General features: G+C 46.6%; 14 protein-coding genes. 10 read left to right on the plus strand and 4 right to left on the minus strand.

The window, feature by feature from the left end; translation table 11 throughout:
• Position 1: 1 nt before the first annotated feature.
• Positions 2 to 7,615: an InlB B-repeat-containing protein gene (locus tag ACPYIV_RS01575; protein WP_425885185.1), complete on the plus strand. Its 7,614-nt coding sequence runs from the start codon at positions 2 to 4 to the stop codon at positions 7,613 to 7,615.
• Between the two features lie 12 nt (positions 7,616 to 7,627).
• On the plus strand, positions 7,628 to 9,520 hold the full coding sequence (locus ACPYIV_RS01580; RefSeq protein ID WP_425885187.1) for a WG repeat-containing protein: 1,893 nt from the start codon (positions 7,628 to 7,630) through the stop codon (positions 9,518 to 9,520).
• Between the two features lie 142 nt (positions 9,521 to 9,662).
• On the opposite strand, the gene ACPYIV_RS01585 is transcribed toward ACPYIV_RS01580, so the two are convergent.
• The 4 genes from ACPYIV_RS01585 to ACPYIV_RS01600 form a co-directional block, all read right to left on the minus strand.
• Entirely contained in the window at positions 9,663 to 10,607 is a 945-nt protein-coding gene (locus ACPYIV_RS01585; protein WP_293739006.1) for a PepSY-like domain-containing protein, read from the minus strand.
• Positions 10,608 to 10,635: 28 nt separating this feature from the next.
• Positions 10,636 to 10,812: a hypothetical protein gene (locus ACPYIV_RS01590; RefSeq protein ID WP_301704290.1), complete on the minus strand. Its 177-nt coding sequence runs from the start codon at positions 10,810 to 10,812 to the stop codon at positions 10,636 to 10,638.
• Positions 10,813 to 10,891: 79 nt separating this feature from the next.
• Positions 10,892 to 12,163: a sensor histidine kinase gene (locus tag ACPYIV_RS01595; RefSeq protein WP_301704289.1), complete on the minus strand. Its 1,272-nt coding sequence runs from the start codon at positions 12,161 to 12,163 to the stop codon at positions 10,892 to 10,894.
• Complete coding sequence (locus tag ACPYIV_RS01600) at positions 12,160 to 12,843, minus strand: response regulator transcription factor (protein WP_293733609.1); 684 nt, start codon at positions 12,841 to 12,843, stop codon at positions 12,160 to 12,162. Before ACPYIV_RS01600 ends, ACPYIV_RS01595 begins: the two co-directional genes overlap by 4 nt.
• Positions 12,844 to 13,027: 184 nt before the next feature.
• Here ACPYIV_RS01600 and ACPYIV_RS01605 point away from each other — a divergent pair, with 184 nt between their 5' ends.
• From ACPYIV_RS01605 to ACPYIV_RS01640, 8 genes are all read left to right on the plus strand, one after another.
• Entirely contained in the window at positions 13,028 to 13,522 is a 495-nt protein-coding gene (locus ACPYIV_RS01605; RefSeq protein WP_293739004.1) for an RNA polymerase sigma factor, read from the plus strand.
• A gap of 17 nt (positions 13,523 to 13,539) precedes the next feature.
• Positions 13,540 to 14,082 (plus strand): hypothetical protein, encoded by a 543-nt coding sequence (locus ACPYIV_RS01610; protein ID WP_293733588.1) that lies wholly within the window; start codon positions 13,540 to 13,542, stop codon positions 14,080 to 14,082.
• Positions 14,083 to 14,094: 12 nt separating this feature from the next.
• Complete coding sequence (locus ACPYIV_RS01615; protein WP_301704285.1) at positions 14,095 to 14,559, plus strand: hypothetical protein; 465 nt, start codon at positions 14,095 to 14,097, stop codon at positions 14,557 to 14,559.
• A gap of 20 nt (positions 14,560 to 14,579) precedes the next feature.
• Positions 14,580 to 15,491, plus strand: coding sequence for a PorT family protein (locus tag ACPYIV_RS01620; RefSeq protein ID WP_293733586.1), 912 nt, complete (start codon positions 14,580 to 14,582; stop codon positions 15,489 to 15,491).
• Between the two features lie 799 nt (positions 15,492 to 16,290).
• The gene (locus ACPYIV_RS01625; RefSeq protein ID WP_293739001.1) at positions 16,291 to 16,761 is read left to right on the plus strand and encodes a hypothetical protein; all 471 of its coding nucleotides are present in this window, start codon (positions 16,291 to 16,293) and stop codon (positions 16,759 to 16,761) included.
• A gap of 70 nt (positions 16,762 to 16,831) precedes the next feature.
• The gene (locus ACPYIV_RS01630) at positions 16,832 to 17,026 is read left to right on the plus strand and encodes a hypothetical protein (RefSeq protein WP_293733904.1); all 195 of its coding nucleotides are present in this window, start codon (positions 16,832 to 16,834) and stop codon (positions 17,024 to 17,026) included.
• Positions 17,027 to 17,169: 143 nt separating this feature from the next.
• Complete coding sequence (gene purH / locus ACPYIV_RS01635; protein WP_425885192.1) at positions 17,170 to 18,693, plus strand: bifunctional phosphoribosylaminoimidazolecarboxamide formyltransferase/IMP cyclohydrolase; 1,524 nt, start codon at positions 17,170 to 17,172, stop codon at positions 18,691 to 18,693.
• A 90-nt stretch (positions 18,694 to 18,783) separates the two neighbouring features.
• On the plus strand, positions 18,784 to 19,803 hold the full coding sequence (locus ACPYIV_RS01640) for a rod shape-determining protein (RefSeq protein WP_005640987.1): 1,020 nt from the start codon (positions 18,784 to 18,786) through the stop codon (positions 19,801 to 19,803).
• Positions 19,804 to 19,883 lie beyond the last annotated feature (80 nt).

Raw genomic sequence — 19,883 nt, forward strand, 5'->3', positions numbered from 1 at the left:
TATGAAATTTCGTCAATTATATATAATATGGGGACTCCTGCTTTTGGTTTGGCAGGGATTTTCCCAATCTTCCGGAAACAATAAGTTGTATATTCCGGAGATGCAGGTTGTAGCCGGAAGTACGGCTTCGATACCCGTCTATTTGGATAACAGCGACGATGTGGTCGCTTTTCAGTTCGATTTGGATTTTCCGGACAAGATATCTCCTGTTTTGGACGAGAAAGGGCGTCTGGCGGTAAATCTATCCGAACGTATGGCATCGGATGCGGTAGGAACTTATAACCGATTGTCATCCAATAAGTATCGTCTGTTGGTGTTCTCTTCTTCCAATGAGACGATCGGAGGCTCGAAAGGTGAAATCCTTACTTTCCAGGTCAAGATCGAGGATGTTGAATCGTTAATAGGGGTTAAAGTCCCGTTTACGATCACCAATATGATCCTGACTAAAAAAGATGCCGGGAGAGTGAATTGCACGATTGGGGAGAACTATGTGGAAATTGTTCGTGGAAATCGACCGGACTTGGAAGTGTCTGCTGTGGCATCGGCTATGTCTGCTGTCAAGCCGGGAGAAATCGTGAAAGCAAGTTGGTTGGTTCGTAATATCGGAAACCAACCTACGAAAGCAGGTTGGAAAGAATCTGTTTATTTGGCCGGCCAGGATGATGAAAGCGAAATCTATCTGGGAAGCCTTAATTACCAGGAAATATTGTCTGCTGGCGGACAAGTATCCAGGAACGCCGAGTTTAAATTGAGTGACTGTCCAGGTGTGGATGGTACGGTTCGGATCAAGGTTAAACTGACCCCGAATGCCGGTGCCGGAGAATTGGAGGCTGATGCGGCGAATAATACGGGTATATCGAGTAAGACATTTACGGTATCGAAAGTGCTGACTTTTACTGTGTCTAAAAGTTTCATATCGGAAAATTCTTCTTCCGGCATCAATTGCTATGTGTATCGAAGCGGTAATCGCCGGAAAGCGGAGTCGTTTACGATTACGAATTCGAATCCGGGACGATTGATTACCCCGGCAAGTTTGAATATTCCTGCCGGACAGTCGGGAGCCTCTTTTGTGGTGAATGCTAAGAATGATGATAAAGCGAATCCGGATTCGACGGCCACACTTTCCATACAAGGCAGTGATTATGCTGTTATCAAGCGGGTGATCCGGATTGAGGATGACGAACGGCCATATTTGAAATTGTCATTGGATAAGACGGAAATTTCTGAAGGAGAGATATTTACGTTGAGGCTTGAACGCGAATGGGATATTTCGTGGCCTTTGACGGTTAAGCTCTCTTCCGACCATCCCAAGCGTTTTGAAAACTTCCTGTCCGAAGTGGTGATTCCGGGGGGAAAGAAAACGAAGGAAGTGACGATAAAGGTTAAAGACGACGACCTGCCGGGTTTGGATGACGAGGTCGTTTTTACGGTTTCGGCTCCTGGACATGAATTCGATTTGATGAGTCGGCGATTTGTAAAAATCAAGGATAACGATATTCCGAATATAACTCTCGAATTATCGACTTCGATAGTGAGTGAAGCGAACCAAGTGGTGACGGCTATATTGAAACGTTCCGGGGTTACGGACAATCGGGTGACCGTGAACTTGACGGACGACGGAGACGGCCGGATCAGTCTTCCTGTTTCCGTTGTTTTGGAAAAGGGTGTTTCGGAAAAGGAGTTTGCGATCCGAACGGTCGACAATGGGATGAAGGATGGTGACAAGCTTGTGAAGATTACGGGGGCTATCTATATCTCTTCCTGCAATTGTTCGACTGCCGGGACACAAGCCGGTGTATTTGAAAAAACATTGACCGTTTTGGATGACGATGATGCGGCGGTGGCGATAAAGGCTTCCAAAACAACTTTGTTGGAGGGTGAGACAGGGAAGATTACGATTTCGGTCAATCAAAAACTATCACAGGATTTGACGATTAACCTGTCAAGTGAAAATTCAAACGGTTTGAAGTTCCCTTCCTCTGCCACGATTTTGGCGGGGCAGAAGTCGGTGGATGTGGATGTCACGGTTGACAAGAATGATGTTTCGGATGGAAACCGGACTGTTATGATCGTGGTCGAGGCCGGTGTGTTTGGTAATAGTATTTGTTGTTTGAACATTACGGATCAGAACTTGCCGGATGCGGTCGTTACAAATGTTGAGGTGAACAGTGAGGTCACCGTGCAAAGCAGTGCAACGGTGAAGGTGACGGTGAAGAACGAAGGAGCTGCAATGTTGCCTGCGCAGACGAAAGTTTCTGTTTATCTCAGTCCGAGTGCAACTTTGGTAAATAATGCGGTTGCATTAGGAACGTTATACACGCAAAGCGAGTTGCCCGTTGGTGAAAGCGTCATGTTGGAAAAGGTATTCGTTTTCCCGGAAACAACAGGTAGCTACCAGTTGATTGCCATCGTAAATGAGGAGCAGTCGAAAAAGGAATTGTCTTACGTCAATAATTCTTCTGCGCCGTTTGCTATCACATTAACCCCTTTATATACAGTGCAGGTCTCCTTGGATAAGAGTGTAATTAAGACAGGGGAATCTGTCATGATCACCGGACAAGTAACCGGCAGTAAGACTGCCGGCGTTCCGGTCGATCTATATATTATTAATGATGGTTATCGGCAGGTACTCAATGTGAAGACGGATAATGCCGGCATTTTTCAAAAGAAGTTTACGCCGGAAGGTTGGCAAATGGGACATTTTGGTGTAGGAGCCTGTTATCCGGGTGAAAGTTTGGACAAAGAGATGGCCGGATTCGACCTGTTTGGTTTAAGGAAAGCTTCCAACGGAGTGATTGCCTGGGAAGTCTTTACCGATGAAAAAACGACCGGTTCGATACCCTTGTCAAATCCCGGAAATAAGCCTTTGAGCAGCGTGACGGCAAAGGTCATTTCTCAACCCAAAAATTGTGAGATTCATTTTACTTCTATTTCCAGCTTATCGGCCAAAGGTACTGCCGAATTGCAATATGAGGTGACGGGCAAAGCGGTTTCTCCGAGTGTGGATTGGGAACCGATAAAAGTGCAGATTGCTTCTGCTGAAGGTGCTGTGTTGGATTTGGATATTTATTATTATTGCCGGTCGCAGGCCGCACAGTTGGAAGTGAGTGAATCGAATCTGAATACGACCATGACGATAGGAGCCATTCGAGAATATCCGGTGACGATTACTAATACGGGGAAAGGAGAAACTGGTGATATTCAAATTGTTTTGCCGAAATCTGATTGGATGTCGTTGGCAAGTCCGGAAAAAATGCCATCGTTGAAGTATGGGGAAAGTACGACTGTCTTATTACGATTGGCACCGAGAACTGAAATGGAAGCGAATCTGGCGCATAAAGGACAGTTCGCAATCAATTGTGCAAATGGTAATGGGATTCCGATATCTTTTCGGATCACGCCTGTATCCTCCGAAATAGGGACATTGGCTGTGGATGTCTGTGACGAGTACACCTATTATACGGTTGAAAAGCCACATGTGAGCGGAGCAAAAGTCCGTGTGACAAGACCTAATACCAACGAAGAGGTTGCCAATGGAATTACCGGAACGAAGGGTTTGTTCACCTGTGAACTACCTGCTGGTTATTATACGCTTGAAGTAACGGCTGACAAACATGATTCGTATAAGAATACGATTTTGATTGATCCGGGGAAGATGAATAAAGAAGTCGTAGATTTGAGTTTTCGGGCGATTACGTATAGTTGGACAGTTGAGGAGACAACTGTGGAAGATGAGTATGAAATAAAGACGGATGTAAAGTATGAGACGAATGTACCTGTACCTGTTGTCGTAACGGAAATGCCGGAGTATGTCCCTGCTGATGAATTGGCTATAGGGGAATCTTATGTGTTTGAAATAAAATTAACAAACAAGGGGTTGATAACAGCAAATGACGTACTTCTTGTATTTCCGCAAAATCTGAAATCTTTGGAGTTTGAATTATTGTCTGAAGATAATATTGATTTGAAAGCACAGCAATCGGTTGTTGTTCCGGTGAAGATGACACGAAAAGGAGTGATGACAAAGGCCATGCATGATGAAAATTCGGATATACCATGTACAATGCAGGAGGTTACTGTATATAATTGGCAATGTAATAAAGAACAAAAATGGGTAAAAGTCCCAAATGGAACTCGTTTAGTTAAAACTTGTATGGCAGAAAAGAAAGGAAATGGAGGTGATATTTCTCCATTAACTCCGACAGGCATGGATGAATATGAACTTTATGATTATATATTAAAGAGAAATCAGTTTTTTGCAAAGGCATTTTCTCCTATTTATACGGTTATGGAGAATGTGTCGGGAGCAATTGAGAAAACGATTTGTAATCCAGTTGTCCGAGCAGTTGCAGGTCTTTTCAACCCTGATGCTCCATGTAGGGAAACAATTTTTGCTGCCGCAAAAGACGAAGTTAATCCTATTAGCAAAATACCTATAGTTGGAACAGTTTTAGGCTGGGGGGGAGCGATAAAAGATTGCGTAGTGAATATGAATGATCCTAATAAAGATAAAAAATATCAGGCGGCATATTGTACGGCGAATGTTTCAAGCATGCTTATACAGACAGGAGGTGAAGTTATGCAAATAGCAGGAGCTGCGGTAACTGTGGCCGGAGCAGCATTTATTGCGACTGGTGCTGGTGCTGGTTTAGGTGCAGCTGCTGTTACTGCCGGAATAGGTATGATGAAAACGGGCGACTTAGTTAAAACAGGTGCTACTTATGCCGGAATAGGAGGAAACTGTATGATAAATTTTATGGAAAATTGGGAGAATATAAAGAACAATGATCCTATCACAAAGGCAAATGTCGGGACAATGTCATGGATGGAGGATTTTGAAAATAAATTCCGAATTGCAGTAGATGAATGGGAATGTGTCTCCAATATGATAATGGAAATATATGGTGATGAAAAATGGTATGATTGTACATTTGAGGATGTTTCTAAAATGTTTTCGTATATGCTTTCTCATGAAGGCATTATAGCGAAAAATGAAGATCTGTATAAATATAAGCCTGAGGCGATATCTGAAGAAACATTTGATTTGTTTATTGATCGGTGGAATAATTCATTGAAAATTTGGAGTGGCAAAAAGTTGTCTTCTGAAAATTATATTGATGGAGATATTTTAATAAAGAATATAGATAGGATCGCTGAGCTTGAATCCAAATCCAAATCATTAGGATATGCTTCGACAGAAGAACTTCTTTATAATATATTTTATGATTTGAAAAAGCAAGTAGATGATGCTTCTAATTCGCTTTGTTCTTCGGTTTCTCTCCAGTTTTCTCAATCTATGGTTATGGCTCGCCAAGCTTTTAGAGGAACATTGGTTGTAAATAATAGCCATGAGTCTGTTCCTTTGAATGATGTAAAGCTCGATATAGTAGTTTCTGATGAAGACGGCGTAGTTGCCACTTCCCATGAATTCCAAATCAATCCGGAAAGTTTGGATGGCTTTGGTGGTAAATTGGATGGTGCTTGGACATTGGACGCCCAAAAGACAGGAAAGGCGACGATCTTGTTTATCCCTACCAAATATGCCGCTCCGACCAAGCCGAAAGAATATACTTTCGGTGGAACACTCTCATATCTCGATCCGTTTACCGGTTTGGAAGTAACCCGCGACCTGTTTCCAGCCACGATGACTGTCATTCCTTCTCCGAATTTGGAAATGGATTACTTTATGCAACGCGATATTTTAGGTGACGATCCTTTGACAAAAGATGTGGTCGAGCCGATGGTTCCGTCCGAATTTTCTTTGTTGATTCATAATATCGGAGCAGGAGATGCTACGAATGTACGAATGACAACGGAACAGCCGGAGATTACGGATAATGAAAAAGGGTTATTCGTAGATTTCCAAATCAAAACTTCACAATTGAACGGAGGGGAAGAAATGGCTGTCATGGGAGAAAATGTTGCAACAGATTTCGGAACGATCAAAACTGGCGAGACTGCTTATGCACAATGGTGGCTGATAAGTACGTTGCTCGGTCATTTTACCGATTATAAGGTAGAGGCAACCCATGTGACTAACTACGACAATCCGGATTTGAGTTTGTTGGATACGGTACGCATCCATGAACTGATCAGAGGCATCAGGGTGAATGAATCGGTAACACCAAAAGTAACCGGATTTATGGTCAACGATATTCCGGATGCGGAGGATTTTCCGGATATGATGTATCTGACAGACGGTACAGTCGCTCCGGTTGTGAAGGCAAAAGATGCCAAACTTACAGATTCCGGTCCTAATCGTTCATTGACAGTAACGCCTTCTACTGTTGGTTGGAATTATATCAGTATTGCAGATCCGACAAAGGGTAGTATGAAATTGGTCAGCGTCAATGGAGATAGTAACTTGGATACCCGAAAGGTTTGGCAAACGGATCGGACGTTGCGGGATGGCAAAGATCCGAAGTATGAGTATCGGATTCATGTGGTAGATTATTTCGACGACATCACAACTAAGGCTGCAGGTTCGACTCCCGGTGAATTCCAGTTGGTATTTGAAGAACGTCCGGAAATGCTATTGGCTGTCGAATCTATTTTGGGCTTGCCGGAAGGTAATAATGTCGCCACGACTCCGGTTGATGCAATCACGATTAAGTTTAATAAAGGGGTTTCGGAAAGTTCTTTGACAACTGAAATGTTTTCTTTGTTCTGTCAAGGGAAAAAAATGGATACGAAAGGACTTCAACTAAAGCTGCAGGAAGGGAATTCTTATCTGTTGGATTTGTCAACTCTTACCAAACAAAACGGAGTGTATACATTGACGATCCATACATCTGAAATTAAGGATGCCGAAGGCTTTACCGGTGAAGAGGATTATTCGGTTGTTTGGAACCAGTTGGCGGGAGGGAAAGTCTCTTTGACGGCTTTGGCCGAACCGGAAAAGGCGGGAACCGTTACTCCCGCTTCCATACAAGTCGATTATGGAAAGGAAACGGAATTTAAGGCAAAGGCAAATAAGGGCTACCAGTTTAAGACTTGGACGATCAATGACCGGGCCGTGTCGGCCGAAGAGACCTATTTGCATACCGCAATCGTAGACCAGACGCTTGTCGCTAATTTCGAACCGATTTCCTATAAGATCGAAATCTCTTATAATGCCGCCCAGGGTTTTGTCACTTTTGGAACGGGTTATTATGAGTATGACAGCTCTTTGGAACTGATCGCAACGCCGAATGACGGATATCGGTTTGTCGGATGGTTTATCGGAGGGGAAAGGGTCTCAACTGCGGAACGCTTTATATATAAGATAAGCGGTGATGCTAAGCTGGAGGCGCGTTTTGAAGCGGCTGGCGGTGGACCGGACGATCCCGATAACCCTGATGGTGGCGATTCTGATGATCCGACCGCAGACGAGGAGATAGAAAAAATTGTGATCCAAGTCTATCCGACACGGGTGACGGATTATGTCCATGTCGGGACGTTACCGGTTAAGAGCCGCTTGATCTTGTTCAATCTTGCCGGTAAACAAGTAAGGCGGATGGATGCTTGCGAAGGTGTTACGGATTTGTTCATGGGAGATCAGCCATCCGGAATTTATCTTTTGTACATCTTGGCTGGAGAGGAGCAGATGCAGACTGTGAAATTGATAAAAAAATAAAACATAGTAGATATGAAAAACAGGATATGGCAGATAATATGCAGTTTGAGTGTAGTGATTCTCTTTTTCCCTTTTGTCGTCCATTCCCAAGCCGACGATTCTGCTTTGGCTGCAAAATCTGATAAAGCCAAGAGATGGGGATATGAGAATCAGGGGGAGAAAAGCGGTTGGTGGCAGAAAGCGGCTACGCTTTCCAATAACGGGATTTTGGGAACAGGGATTTCATTTGGGAATCAGTTGGATGATATCTTGCACGTAGGCTATGAGACGGAATGGGCGATTCCGCCGCAGTATGAAAAGGTGGCGAAATATTTCGGTGAAAATCTGGCCGGCGTGCAGTTGAATGGGAGAGTCGGTTTTGTAGACCGTTATAACCGTTTCATTATCGAGCCACAGTTCGAACCTGTTGACAGGCTGGAAGGATTCAGCCGGGGATTGGCGGCTGTTAAGAAAGATGGGATGTTCGGATTTATCGATAAGTCAGGAAAATTTGTGATTCCTCCGAAATTCGAGTGGGCGGAAAATTTTGAAGAAAATGATTTGGCGGCTGTTAAAATGGACGGTAAGATCGGGGCGATCGACTTGAAAGGTGAGATTGTCGTTCCTTGCAAATATAAACTGAAAGAGATGATGACAAAGCTTCCGACTTCGAACAAACCCTATAAGGAGGCTGCTAAAAAAGTGAAGTCCGATCGAGAGAGTGGTGTGTATGGTGACTTGTTATCTAAGATAGAAGAGGCGGGGAAAGCTATCGACATACTGATATCGGACAGCCTTTACCGAACTTCCGTCCCGGCTGATTCGCTTTGGACTGTCCCCTTGCGTTATGAAGAAATCGCACGTGTGGGAGATGGCTTTGCTTTGGTGGCGGAAGGTGACAAATGGGGAGCGGTTGATCATTATGGACGATTGGTGATCCCTTGTGTGTTTGACATGATCGAATATATGTCCGAAGGGGAGATGTTTGCTGTGTATGAAGATGAATCGGTCGGACTGTATAGTTGGACCGGGGCATTGATCGTTCCGCCGAGCTATGACCGGATCGAACCGTTTGTTGCAGGCAGTTCTGTCGGATGGATCAATTTCGAGCATGGGCAGATAGGCGCAAACGGCTTGGTCATGGATGATCTGTTGGACCGTGCGTTTGCAAAAGCTGTGGTGTTGGATGAAGCTGGCTTGCATGCGGAGGCTCGTGAGCAATATCGGAAAATCCTGAGTATAGATCCTACTTATGCGATGGCCCATAACAATATTGGCATTATGGATATAGAAGGGGAAAGCTATAAGGAAGGAATGAACCGCTTGAAGATAGCCAATAAGTTGGCTCCGGAGAATAAAGAGATAGAAGCCAATCTGAAACAGGCCAAGAAAGACCGGCGTGAACGTCGATGGAACCGTGTGGAGCAAGGTTTTATGACTGCGGCAAATATAATCGGGGTTGCTGCAGGAACGGCATTGGCTGTTGATGCAGTGAAGAACGGCGGCGGTGATGCCGCTTCGATCGGGCAGGCTGTGAATAGTTTGGCGTCAGGCGATGTTGCCGGGTATGTATCGGCTACGAGCAATATGTCGTTGACCGCCCATGCAAATGATGGAGGTGGTTATGCCGGAGCTGATTATGGCAGTGGCGGAAGTTCCGGTGGAGGCGGGAACAGTTGCGCTTTCTATCGTTCCGAAATCAAACGGCTTTCTTCCCGTCTGGCACATGGGACCGAGGCGAATGCCGGACGAAAGGGACGTGCGGCAGGTATGAATAAAGCCCATTCGATTTCACCGGATTTGGCGGATGGGGCGAGTGCAAGCGATTATCGGGTAATCCATAGTTCGGATCGGTTGAACAAGACATACGCGAAGTCTCTGGAACAAATGCAACAGAAGGCAATAAAAGCCGGGTGTACATTCTAAGGAATAATGATTTGTTCTCGGCAGGTGCTCTTTTGTTGTCAAGGTTGTCCATATCTATAAAAAAGCATCCCGGCAAAAGGAAGAATGTGCCGGGATGCTCAGGTTGGGTATTGTCTTTTGTATGTGGGTTGAATGGACAGGCTTAATCACCAATAGAGATGTTGCCGTCTTTGTCGATCGTGACTTCTATCTCTTTGCCGCCGATCTCGATTTCCACTTCGAAGTACATGCCTTCCGTTACGTGGCTGATGACGTTCACTTCCGTGTTGCTGATGATCTCCGGATTAGTCAGGTCGATGCCGGCCTGCGCTGCCATTGCCTGTAACTTTTGGAGGATAGCCGGGTTCAACGTGTTCATGATCTCCATGGCGTCCGGCAGGGTTACTTCAAATTCGGTGCTTACCCAGTTGCCTTTGGCGTCCAGCTTGACTTCTTTGTGGATGCCGTCGTCGAGGACGTCTATTTCGGTTTCGTCGTCGTCGGCTTCGATCTCCATGATTACGACGCTCTTGCTATCCGGGAATAAGCCGGCGATTGTTTTTTTGATTTCTTCTGATACGACTACCGGCAGGATATCGTCGTCGTCGTCATCGTCCGCCACGTCTTTCAACAGGATGCCGGCGGCGGTGAAAGACAGTTCTCTTTCTTCCTGGCCCTTTTCGATTTCGATGATGTAGACGAGACCCATGTCGAGGCGGTTTACGACGTCTGCTTCATCGTCTGCTTTCCAGTCTGCATACATGGCTTTCTGGATATCGGCGAAAGCTGTCTTGACGGCTTCCGGCAATTTGGCGAACGGGATGTCCTGGTTCACCTGTTTCTCGGAACCGTTGTCGTCAAACCAAGCAGAAGTCGTATAGCTGTCGTCCGCTTTTGTGATGGCGCCTGCCTGGAAACGGGCCACGTTGTAGTTGTTTTTCTTCTCCCATTTGACATCCTTGACGTCGCCATATTTGTTTTCAAACGCTTTCAACACGGCCTCGGGGACATCCGACGGGGTGACGTTGCCGTTATCATCGTCGTCGCTACAAGCAGTAAACACAAAGGCGCTGCAAACAAATGCCAGCATAAAATTTTTTAGTTTCATAATTGCTATTATTAAGTTATACATACGGTTAAAAATCGTCTTTTACCGGGTTGTCTTTGATCTGCAACCATTTGCCGCTCGATTGCCTGAAATGGATGTCGATGCCGTTCGTCAGGATCACATGATTGCACTTGGACTGAAAGAATCCGGTTTCGAGTTCGATATGGGCAATCTCCGTTTCCTGGAAATGCTTCAGTATGAACATCCGGCAGGCAGAAGGAAACTCCCGTTAATTTGCACGGCAAAGGAATGAAACGATTTGGGAAAGATTTGGGAATCGCGGCCTATTTGAAGGTTAATTTGAATTCGTGTAGTTGATCTTCATAGTTATATTCCACTTTGATCTCGTAAAGGGCGGCGATCGACTTGACGATGGCAAGCCCCAGGCCGGTCGATTCTTTGTGCTTGCTTTGCCGCTCGTAACGGTCGAACAGGGTAGAGGGGCTGAGGCGGGGAGTGTCGCTGCTGTTGGCGATTGTCAGCGTACGGGTGGTCGTTACGATCCGTATGCTGCCGTCCTGCTTGTTGTGGATGTAAGCGTTTTTGACCAGGTTGGTGATGAGGGTGGAGGCGAGCGAGTCGTTCATGGTGACGAACAATTGCCCGGATGCCTTGAAAGTAACGGTTATATGTTTGTGCTCGTACATCTCTCCGAAGTCGTCCAGCATGGCGGTGACCAAGGCGTTTAGGTGGATGCGCGAAGTCTCCGGGAATTGCCGGTTCCCGATGCGGGAGAGGAGCAGGAGGGATTTGTTCATTTTGACGATCCCGGTCAGTGCCTGGTGGAGGTCGGCAAATTCGGTCAACTGCTGTTCGGTGCAATCGGGGTTCTCGCTCATCAGTTCCAGTTTGTTCATGCAGATGGCGAGCGGGGTTTGAAGTTCGTGGGAGGCGTTTTCGATAAACTGCTTCTGCGTGTTGTACAACCGGGCGCTCCGGTCGACCACGTCCTCGATCGCTTCGTTCAGGATGCGGAACTCCTCTATCTTGGTCTCGTTGCGGAGCGGAACGTTCGTCTTGCCAAGCCGGTATTTTTTCAGCCAGTCGAACAGGACGTACAGCGGGTGCAGGCTCTTGCGGAATACCAGGTGTATGACGAGCAGTATGCAGAAAACGAGGGAGAAATAGAGGATGGCGAGCCCTATGATCGTTGCGTTCACCATATCTTCTTTTTCAAGGATGGAGGTGGTGATGGTCAGTTGGTAATATTTGTCGTCGGACGTGCGGAAGCAGGTTCGCAATCCGCGTACCGGGACGGAGGTCATTTCGAGCGGGATGACCCGGGTGGAGTCGAAGAATTCGTTCAGCGCCAGGTCGGCTTCCGCTTTGGGTATTTCGCTGATATAATATTGTGTCAGGATGTCCACATGGTCTTTCAGCAAGCTACTGTCTGCTAATGCCGCTTTGATGATCAGCATCTTGTGGTTCATCAGGCTTTCGTCCGTCTCTTCGTCGATCTCATGCGTGATGGTGGCGTAAAAGGCGTATGCCCATACCGACAAGATCAGCAGTAGGGGGATCGATAAGTTCTGGAGTGTGTACTGGCGCAGTCTCATTTATCTTCACATACCATTTTATATCCGAAGCCGTATACCGCCTTGATCTCAGGAAGGGCGCCGGCCGTCTTTAGTTTCTTCCGCAGGTTCTTGACCTGGCTGTAGATGAAATCGAAACTGTCCGCCTGGTCTATGTAATCGCCCCAGACGGATTCGGCCAGGGCCGCCTTGCTGATAAGCCGGTCGGGATTGGTCACGAAGTAATAGAGCAGGTCGAACTCTTTCCGGTTTAATACCAACAGGTTACCTTCGATGTAGACTTCGTGGCGGTCGGGGTACATGGTGATGTTTGCAATGGTGATGTCCATCTCCCCGTCTTGTTGTTTCCGGCGCAGGACGCATTTGATCCGCGCGTTCAGTTCTGCCAAGTGGAACGGCTTGGTAAGGTAGTCGTCGGCCCCGAGATCGAGTCCTTTCACCTTGTCTTCAAGCGAATCTTTCGCCGAGACGATGATGACGCTGTCTTTCTTCTTCATCTTTTTCAGTTCCTCTAACAACGCCAGCCCGTTTCCTCCCGGTAGCATGATGTCCAGCACGATACAATCGTAGTCGTAATCGTAGATCTTGCGCAGGGCCTCCTGATAGTCCGCCGCACTTTCCACGACATAGCGTTCCTTTCCAAGCGAACAAACCATGATATCGCGCAATGAGTTCTCGTCTTCAACAATCAGTATTTTCATATCGGATTTAGAGTGTTTCTCTTTTTCATTTTCCATAGCTATATAGTTTTAATTCTGTCCGAAAGCAGACAGTTGGACAAATATAGGAAATAAAATCCGGTTAGCATGGACCGGCTTAGACTTATTACATTTTTCCGGGTTTCCCATGTTATGTTTTCGTTTCTTTGTCGTCATAATAGTAGAAATGGAACTCGAAACATTTAAAATAACCGTGCTGCCGCTCCGGGAGAAGTTGATCAATATTTCGTGGCGGATGATGGAGGATAGGTCGGATGCAGAGGATATCGTGCAGGAGACTTTTCTGAAATTGTGGCAGATTCGCGAGAAGCTGGACGGCTATAATAGTGTCGAGGCGCTGGCGGTACAGATCGCTAAGAACCTGGCACTGGACAAACTGAAACAGCACCGGCCGGAAGGGACGGATATCACCTTGCTTTCGCTCGATTCGGGAGCGAGGAACCCGGCGGAAGAGCTGGAACAGCACGACACGGTGGCACGTGTACGCCAGCTGATAGGCCGGTTGCCTTCGCTACAGCAAACCATTATCCGGATGAAAGACGTCGAAGGGTATGAGTTGGCGGAGATAGCGGAGATAACAGGCACCCAGATCGAAGCCGTCCGGGTGAATCTTTCGAGAGCCCGGAAAAAGATACGGGAACAGTTGATGAAGGAAATGTGATTTATAATTAATAATGTATGGAAAAGAGTAATCTACATATAGAAGAACTGTTGGAACGGTATTTCGAAGGTGAAACTTCTGCTGCGGAAGAACGGCTGATCCGTGCCTTTTTCGCTTCGGGAGAAGTGCCGGAGCATCTGGCGGCCTACAAACCCCTGTTCGCCTATTTTGACGAAGAAATAGGACGTGAAGCGGAATTGCAAAAGGGCGGGCCCGATTTGGAATCCGAATCCCTGTCCGTATCGCTCCGCCCCCGGAACAGGAAGCGTGCCGCTCTTTACATCCTTTCCGGTGTGGCAGCCTGCGTGCTGGCTCTGCTGAGTCTTACCCGCCTGCTGTACCCGGCCGATCCCTGTTTCTGTTCCGATAACTATGTCGTGATCAACGGCCGCTGCTATACCGACATCCATAAAGTCCGTTCACTGGCGATCGAAGCGTTGCAGGAGGTGGCCACTCCTGCCGATGACTATTTCCCGGAGATGGATAAGGATGAAGCGGACCGTCGGATAATAGATAATCAATTAAAAGAATTAGGTAGCCTTTTTAGTGAAGACGAATAAAAGAATATCAAGATGAAGCAGTTGAGATATACATTAGTGGTAATATTGGCAGCCTTGTTGCTGCTGCCAACCGGTGCCGGAGCAGTCGAAGCGCAGAAGGACCTGAAGATACAGGATGTCTTTGCCCGCTACGGGAAGAAGAAGAATGTCACGATGGTGGAGCTTTCCAACGAAATGCTGGAAACGTACGGCATGACGCGCTACAAGAGCATTACGATCAAAAACGATCCGGAAGCGCTTCGCTTTACCCGCCAATGCTTGGAAGCCGACCAGCGGGGGGCGCGTAAGATCAAGGAGGTGACGGACGACGGGGGAGTGGTTTCCGCCTACTATCAGCTTCCGGGTAAAGATCCCGACGTGAACCGCTTTGTCCTCTTCAAAGTCAATTCCAAAGGGACGATCACGCTGGTCTACATCGAAGGCGAGCTGGACAGCGACGACCTGATCACCCTCTTATTTACCAAAAAAGATTTATAAACTGATAAACAAGAATAAAGATGAAAAGATTTCTATTGATCATAGCCGCATGCTTTCCTGCCATTGGATTGCTGGCTGCAGATGTTGAGCCGATGCCGGCCGATACCGTCATCCGGTTGGAAAACAAACGTATCGTTGTGAAGGACAACGGCGAACGGATGAAAGTGAAGGTGTACGAACTGACCGGAGAAGGCGATTCGATTGACAGCGAAATGGTCTTCGAGGGACATTACCGGGACGGGCAGAGCTACGAACGGCGCAAGCATATCAAGTCGATCAACATCCCGATCCCTTCTTGGGATAAGGATTTCGATCCGCACTGGGCAGGCTTCGGCATGGGGTTCGCCAACTTTTCAGGTAGCGACGGGATCAATGATATCGACGGCGTTTCGCTTCGTAGCGGAAACTCGCTTGAGTATAACCTGAACTTTATGGAGTTCAGTTTCCCTTTCTCACGGCATAGATGGGCGGTTGTGACAGGGGCAGGTATGCGTTGGAGCCGTTATCGGTTGGATATGAATGCACATTTTCAGGAAGTGGACGGCGTCACACAGTTGGTCCCCGCTCCCGAAGGCATCGTCTATAATGCCAGCAAGTTGAATATCACCAGCCTGACGATTCCGGTCCTGTTCGAATGGCAGTCACCGAAGCATCGGCGCAAGTCTCCGCGTTTTTTTGTTTCCGGTGGTGTCGTAGGCGTGATTAAAACGATTTCTTCCTCCAGGATCGTCTATCATGATGCAGAGGGAGAAAAGCATAAGAGAAAGATGGACCGGGGTATGAACCTTCGTCCGGTAACGATGGATTTCCTTTTCCAGGCAGGTGTCGGCTGCATCGGTTTCTATGCCAAATATTCTCCCTTCGGCCTCTTTGAAAAAGACAAAGGCCCGAAAGTACACCCTGTTTCGCTGGGATTGCAGTTACATATCTGATGTTGTCCGAAATGATTGTCGATATCGGGCAGGTTCTAAACCTGCCCGATATCGACAAATATACACATTGTTGCAATCGGACGGGTTTAGAACCCGCCCCTACAGCGACACTCCTCCATGTTATATGCCGGCAAAGGCAACCCCGTAACCGGAATATTTTTTCGCTCGCGGGCGAAAAATGAAGGCGTGAAACGCGCGTATAAATCATCATTTATGGGGTTCACATTTCTCCCATTGGCACATTCTTCCTCAAAACGAATCTTATTGTCATCTATTACTTATTGTACGATTCACTAAAATACCTGTTGGTCCAAATCGAAACAGTAGCGCATCTAATTTGGTTTTCTACCCCATATATTTCAAATTACACTTGCGGGTAATATTTTTTAAGAAACTCGAAATAATGCAAAATGCTGGATAATAGATGCATACGAATATCCTTCTTTTTAGGAAACTTATTGTGCGATTTAACAATCAAAAAGACGGATTTTCCTTTGCCAAGAAATGAGGTTTTTGATGCGGTTGCCCTAAATAATGGCTTTGATTGCTGTATATTCCAATATTAATAGTATATTTGTAATGCTATTCTTACTTCCAGGCAGGAAAACCTGCCATTCTTTCGCGGCGGGCATTTTTATGTCCGCCTGTGGAGCATTTCATATGGCGGTTTCGTACCCCCGTGTGGAGTGTTAATGCACCCACTGCCTGGAAGGTGAATAGCAACGGGACAGGCGGAGCCGCTTTTATTTTTGCTCTTCCGTACTGCTCCGATAGTATTCACAATTAAATTTTTTCTATTATGGAAGCGAATCAAAGCATTTTCCCGGCGATTAGTGGTATGGAGTGCACGACAATCAATGTGCTGAATATCTCGGATGAAGAGATGAAAGCCTACTATCTGAAAGAAGCCTATTTGACGGATCGGCATGCCTGTACACCTAACCGTACCGAATTCGAGTTACTGAATATCCTCTTGAAAAGGCAGAAAAAGATTTTACAATTCCTCTCCAAACTGACTCAATTTCCGTGGAGCGAAGCAATGATTGATTTACAAACAGCTTGCCTGCCTCTGATGGTAGCCGATTCCGTGTCGGGCGAAGAACGGCTGGTCGCGGGTAAAAAGGTGATACGAACAATGCAAGGCGTTTCTAATATTCTGGTAAATAAAGATGTTCTGGCGTGGTTAGTCACTATTTATAATCGTCATTATCAGAATGTAAAACATTTGTTGAACCAGTTTCCCGAATATGAGAATGAAGGAGGACGTTAAGGGCGGAGGGCAACAAATCGGCCTTTAATGTTGTTCTATTCCTGTATTAACAAATAAAGCACAAATAATTATGGCTGGAATAATGAACACATTATGGGACGAAAGTTCCGAACTGGAAGACGAAGGGCTTACTCCTCATTCTATCTTGTCGGACGATTACACTTCACCTTCCGATGATGAGAAGAAATTGGATGATGTGATCGATGATCTGAAAGAAGAAAACGAAATTATCGATGAATCATTGAAGATATCGGATAAGAAATGATCTTGTGGGAACCACTCCGTTTCTCTTTTGTTTTATAGCACTCTTTAATATATAAGGTAGGAAATTATTTTCTTACCTTATATACATATTGAAAATAAATCCCTACTTTTGTGCTCTAAAACATTAAAATAAACCCAACGAAGATGGCTGCAACAAAACGTATTAAACGTGCATTGGTATCGGTATACCATAAAGATGGATTAGATGAAATTTTAAAGAAGCTCCACCGCGAAGGTGTTAGTTTTGTGTCAACAGGTGGTACTCAGAAGTTTATAGAAGATTTGGGACTCCCTTGTGATGCGGTAGAGGAGCTGACCGGCTATCCCTCTATCCTGGGCGGACGTGTGAAGACGCTTCACCCGAAAGTGTTTGGCGGTATTTTGAACCGTCGCGATAACGAAGGCGACAAGGCTCAGATCGCCCAATATGAAATTCCTGAAATTGACCTCGTGATTGTCGACCTGTATCCGTTCGAGGAAACAGTTGCTTCCGGTGCGGAAGAACAGGCAATTATCGAAAAGATAGATATAGGCGGTATTTCTCTTATCCGTGCCGCCGCAAAGAACTTCAAAGATGTTGTGATCGTTGCATCCAAAGCTCAGTATCAGCCGTTGATGCAGTTGCTGAACGAGAAAGGTGCGGAAACTTCTATCGAAGACCGTAAATGGTTTGCCAAAGAAGCGTTTGCCGTTTCTTCTGGCTACGATTCTGCAATCTTCAATTACTTCGACGATCGTCAGGGTTCGCACTTCCGTGCTACCGTAGACGATCCTATGAACCTGCGTTACGGTGAGAACCCGCACCAGGCTGCTAAATTCTTTGGCAAATTCAATAATATGTTCGACCAGTTGCATGGTAAGGAAATCTCTTACAACAACCTGCTCGATATCGACGCTGCCGTAAACCTGATCGACGAATTCGACGAACTGACATTTGCCATCCTGAAACATAACAATGCCTGTGGCATTGCATCCCGCGGTAACGTGGTGGAAGCATGGAAAGATGCTCTGGCCGGCGACCCGGTATCTGCTTTCGGAGGTATCCTGATCACCAACACGACTGTAAACAAGGAAGTGGCAGAGGAAATCAATAAGATCTTCTTCGAAGTGATTATCGCCCCGGCTTACGATGCCGATGCCCTTGAAGTACTGAAACAAAAGAAAAACCGTATCATATTGATCCGAAAGGAGTGCAAGACTTGTCCGATGCAGTTCCGTTCACTGCTGAACGGCGTGCTGATGCAGGAAAAGGACCTTAGCATTCAGGGGGAAGCCGATCTGGAACCGATGACGGAAAAGAAACCGACGGCTCCGGAAGTGGAAGACCTGTTGTTCGCCAACAAGATCGTGAAGAACAGCAAGTCCAACGCGATCACGCTGGTAAAGAACAAACAACTTTGCGCAAGCGGTATCGGACAGACTTCACGTGTGGATTCTCTGAAACAAGCCATTGAGAAGGCCGCTTCATTCAATTTCGACCTGAATGGCGCCGTTATGGCTTCGGATGCGTTTTTCCCGTTTGCCGACTGTGTGGAAATAGCCGCTAAGGCCGGTATCACTGCCGTTATCCAGCCGGGAGGTTCTATTAACGACAAGCTGTCCGTTGATTATTGCAACGAACATGGCTTGGCTATGGTTAAGACGGGTATCCGTCATTTCAAACATTAAGTAATTATTCAATATGGCAATGTGCTGATGTGCCAATCGGGGTACTTTCATTGGCACATTGGCTTATTGGCAAATTGATTCATTATTAAAATGGGATTATTTTCTTTCACACAAGAATTGGCAATGGACCTGGGGACTGCCAATACCATTATTACCTGCAACGATAAGATGGTAGTGGATGAGCCTTCCGTGATCGCTCTGGATGCTCGTTCGGAAAAAGTGTTGGCGGTAGGACGCCAGGCACGGGAGATGTACGAAAAGACCAATCCGAATATTCGTACGATCCGTCCGCTCCGCGAAGGTGTCATTGCCGACTTCTACGCTGCCGAGCAAATGATGCGTGGATTGATCAAAATGGCCAGCGGACGTAAACGCTGGTTCGCTCCTTCGCTCCGTATGGTGATCGGTATTCCGTCGGGTAGTACGGAAGTCGAAATCCGTGCCGTACGCGATTCTGCCGAACATGCCGGTGGCCGTGAAGTATATATGGTTTTCGAACCGATGGCTGCCGCTATCGGGGTGGGCATGGATGTGCTTGCTCCAGAAGGCAACATGATTGTCGATATAGGTGGCGGTACGACCGAGATCGCGGTGATTTCGCTGGGGGGTATCGTCTCCAACAAGTCTATCAAGATGGCGGGTGACGACCTGACGAACGATATCGTGGAATATATGCGCCGCCAGCATAATATACGCGTCAGCGAACGTATGGCGGAACGTATCAAGATCAACGTTGGCTCCGCTTTGAGTATCCTCGAAGACGCACCGGAGGACTTCGAAGTGTGCGGCCCGAACCAGATGACGGCTCTGCCGATGAAGGTGCCTGTTTCCTACCAGGAGATCGCGCATTGCCTGGATAAGTCGATCTCCAAGATTGAAGCTGCCGTTCTGAGCGCGTTGGAACAGACGCCTCCCGAATTGTATGCCGATATCGTGAAGAACGGTATCTATCTGGCCGGTGGCGGTGCTTTGCTGCGTGGTATCGACAAACGTTTGCGCGACAAGATGGGCATCGAGTTCCATGTGGCCGACGATCCTTTGCATGCAGTGGCAAGAGGTACGGGGATTGCGTTGAAGAACATCGACAAATTTAATTTCCTTATCCGGTAAATACAAGTTGAAAGTTGAGGGTTGAAAGTTGGAAGTAAACGGGTGGTACACTTGTTGATTATTCAACTTTCAACTTTCAA

Source organism: Parabacteroides vesiculifaciens (assembly GCF_049860805.1).
Taxonomy (GTDB): domain Bacteria; phylum Bacteroidota; class Bacteroidia; order Bacteroidales; family Tannerellaceae; genus Parabacteroides.

Bases quoted from the DNA above. Each gene is read 5' to 3' on its own strand.
- ACPYIV_RS01575 (WP_425885185.1), top strand. From the start codon at position 2: ATGAAATTTCGTCAATTATATATAATATGGGGACTCCTGCTTTTGGTT.
- ACPYIV_RS01580 (WP_425885187.1), top strand. From the start codon at position 7,628: ATGAAAAACAGGATATGGCAGATAATATGCAGTTTGAGTGTAGTGATT.
- ACPYIV_RS01585 (WP_293739006.1), bottom strand. From the start codon at position 10,607: ATGAAACTAAAAAATTTTATGCTGGCATTTGTTTGCAGCGCCTTTGTG.
- ACPYIV_RS01590 (WP_301704290.1), bottom strand. From the start codon at position 10,812: ATGTTCATACTGAAGCATTTCCAGGAAACGGAGATTGCCCATATCGAA.
- ACPYIV_RS01595 (WP_301704289.1), bottom strand. From the start codon at position 12,163: ATGAGACTGCGCCAGTACACACTCCAGAACTTATCGATCCCCCTACTG.
- ACPYIV_RS01600 (WP_293733609.1), bottom strand. From the start codon at position 12,843: ATGAAAATACTGATTGTTGAAGACGAGAACTCATTGCGCGATATCATG.
- ACPYIV_RS01605 (WP_293739004.1), top strand. From the start codon at position 13,028: ATGGAACTCGAAACATTTAAAATAACCGTGCTGCCGCTCCGGGAGAAG.
- ACPYIV_RS01610 (WP_293733588.1), top strand. From the start codon at position 13,540: ATGGAAAAGAGTAATCTACATATAGAAGAACTGTTGGAACGGTATTTC.
- ACPYIV_RS01615 (WP_301704285.1), top strand. From the start codon at position 14,095: ATGAAGCAGTTGAGATATACATTAGTGGTAATATTGGCAGCCTTGTTG.
- ACPYIV_RS01620 (WP_293733586.1), top strand. From the start codon at position 14,580: ATGAAAAGATTTCTATTGATCATAGCCGCATGCTTTCCTGCCATTGGA.
- ACPYIV_RS01625 (WP_293739001.1), top strand. From the start codon at position 16,291: ATGGAAGCGAATCAAAGCATTTTCCCGGCGATTAGTGGTATGGAGTGC.
- ACPYIV_RS01630 (WP_293733904.1), top strand. From the start codon at position 16,832: ATGGCTGGAATAATGAACACATTATGGGACGAAAGTTCCGAACTGGAA.
- purH (WP_425885192.1), top strand. From the start codon at position 17,170: ATGGCTGCAACAAAACGTATTAAACGTGCATTGGTATCGGTATACCAT.
- ACPYIV_RS01640 (WP_005640987.1), top strand. From the start codon at position 18,784: ATGGGATTATTTTCTTTCACACAAGAATTGGCAATGGACCTGGGGACT.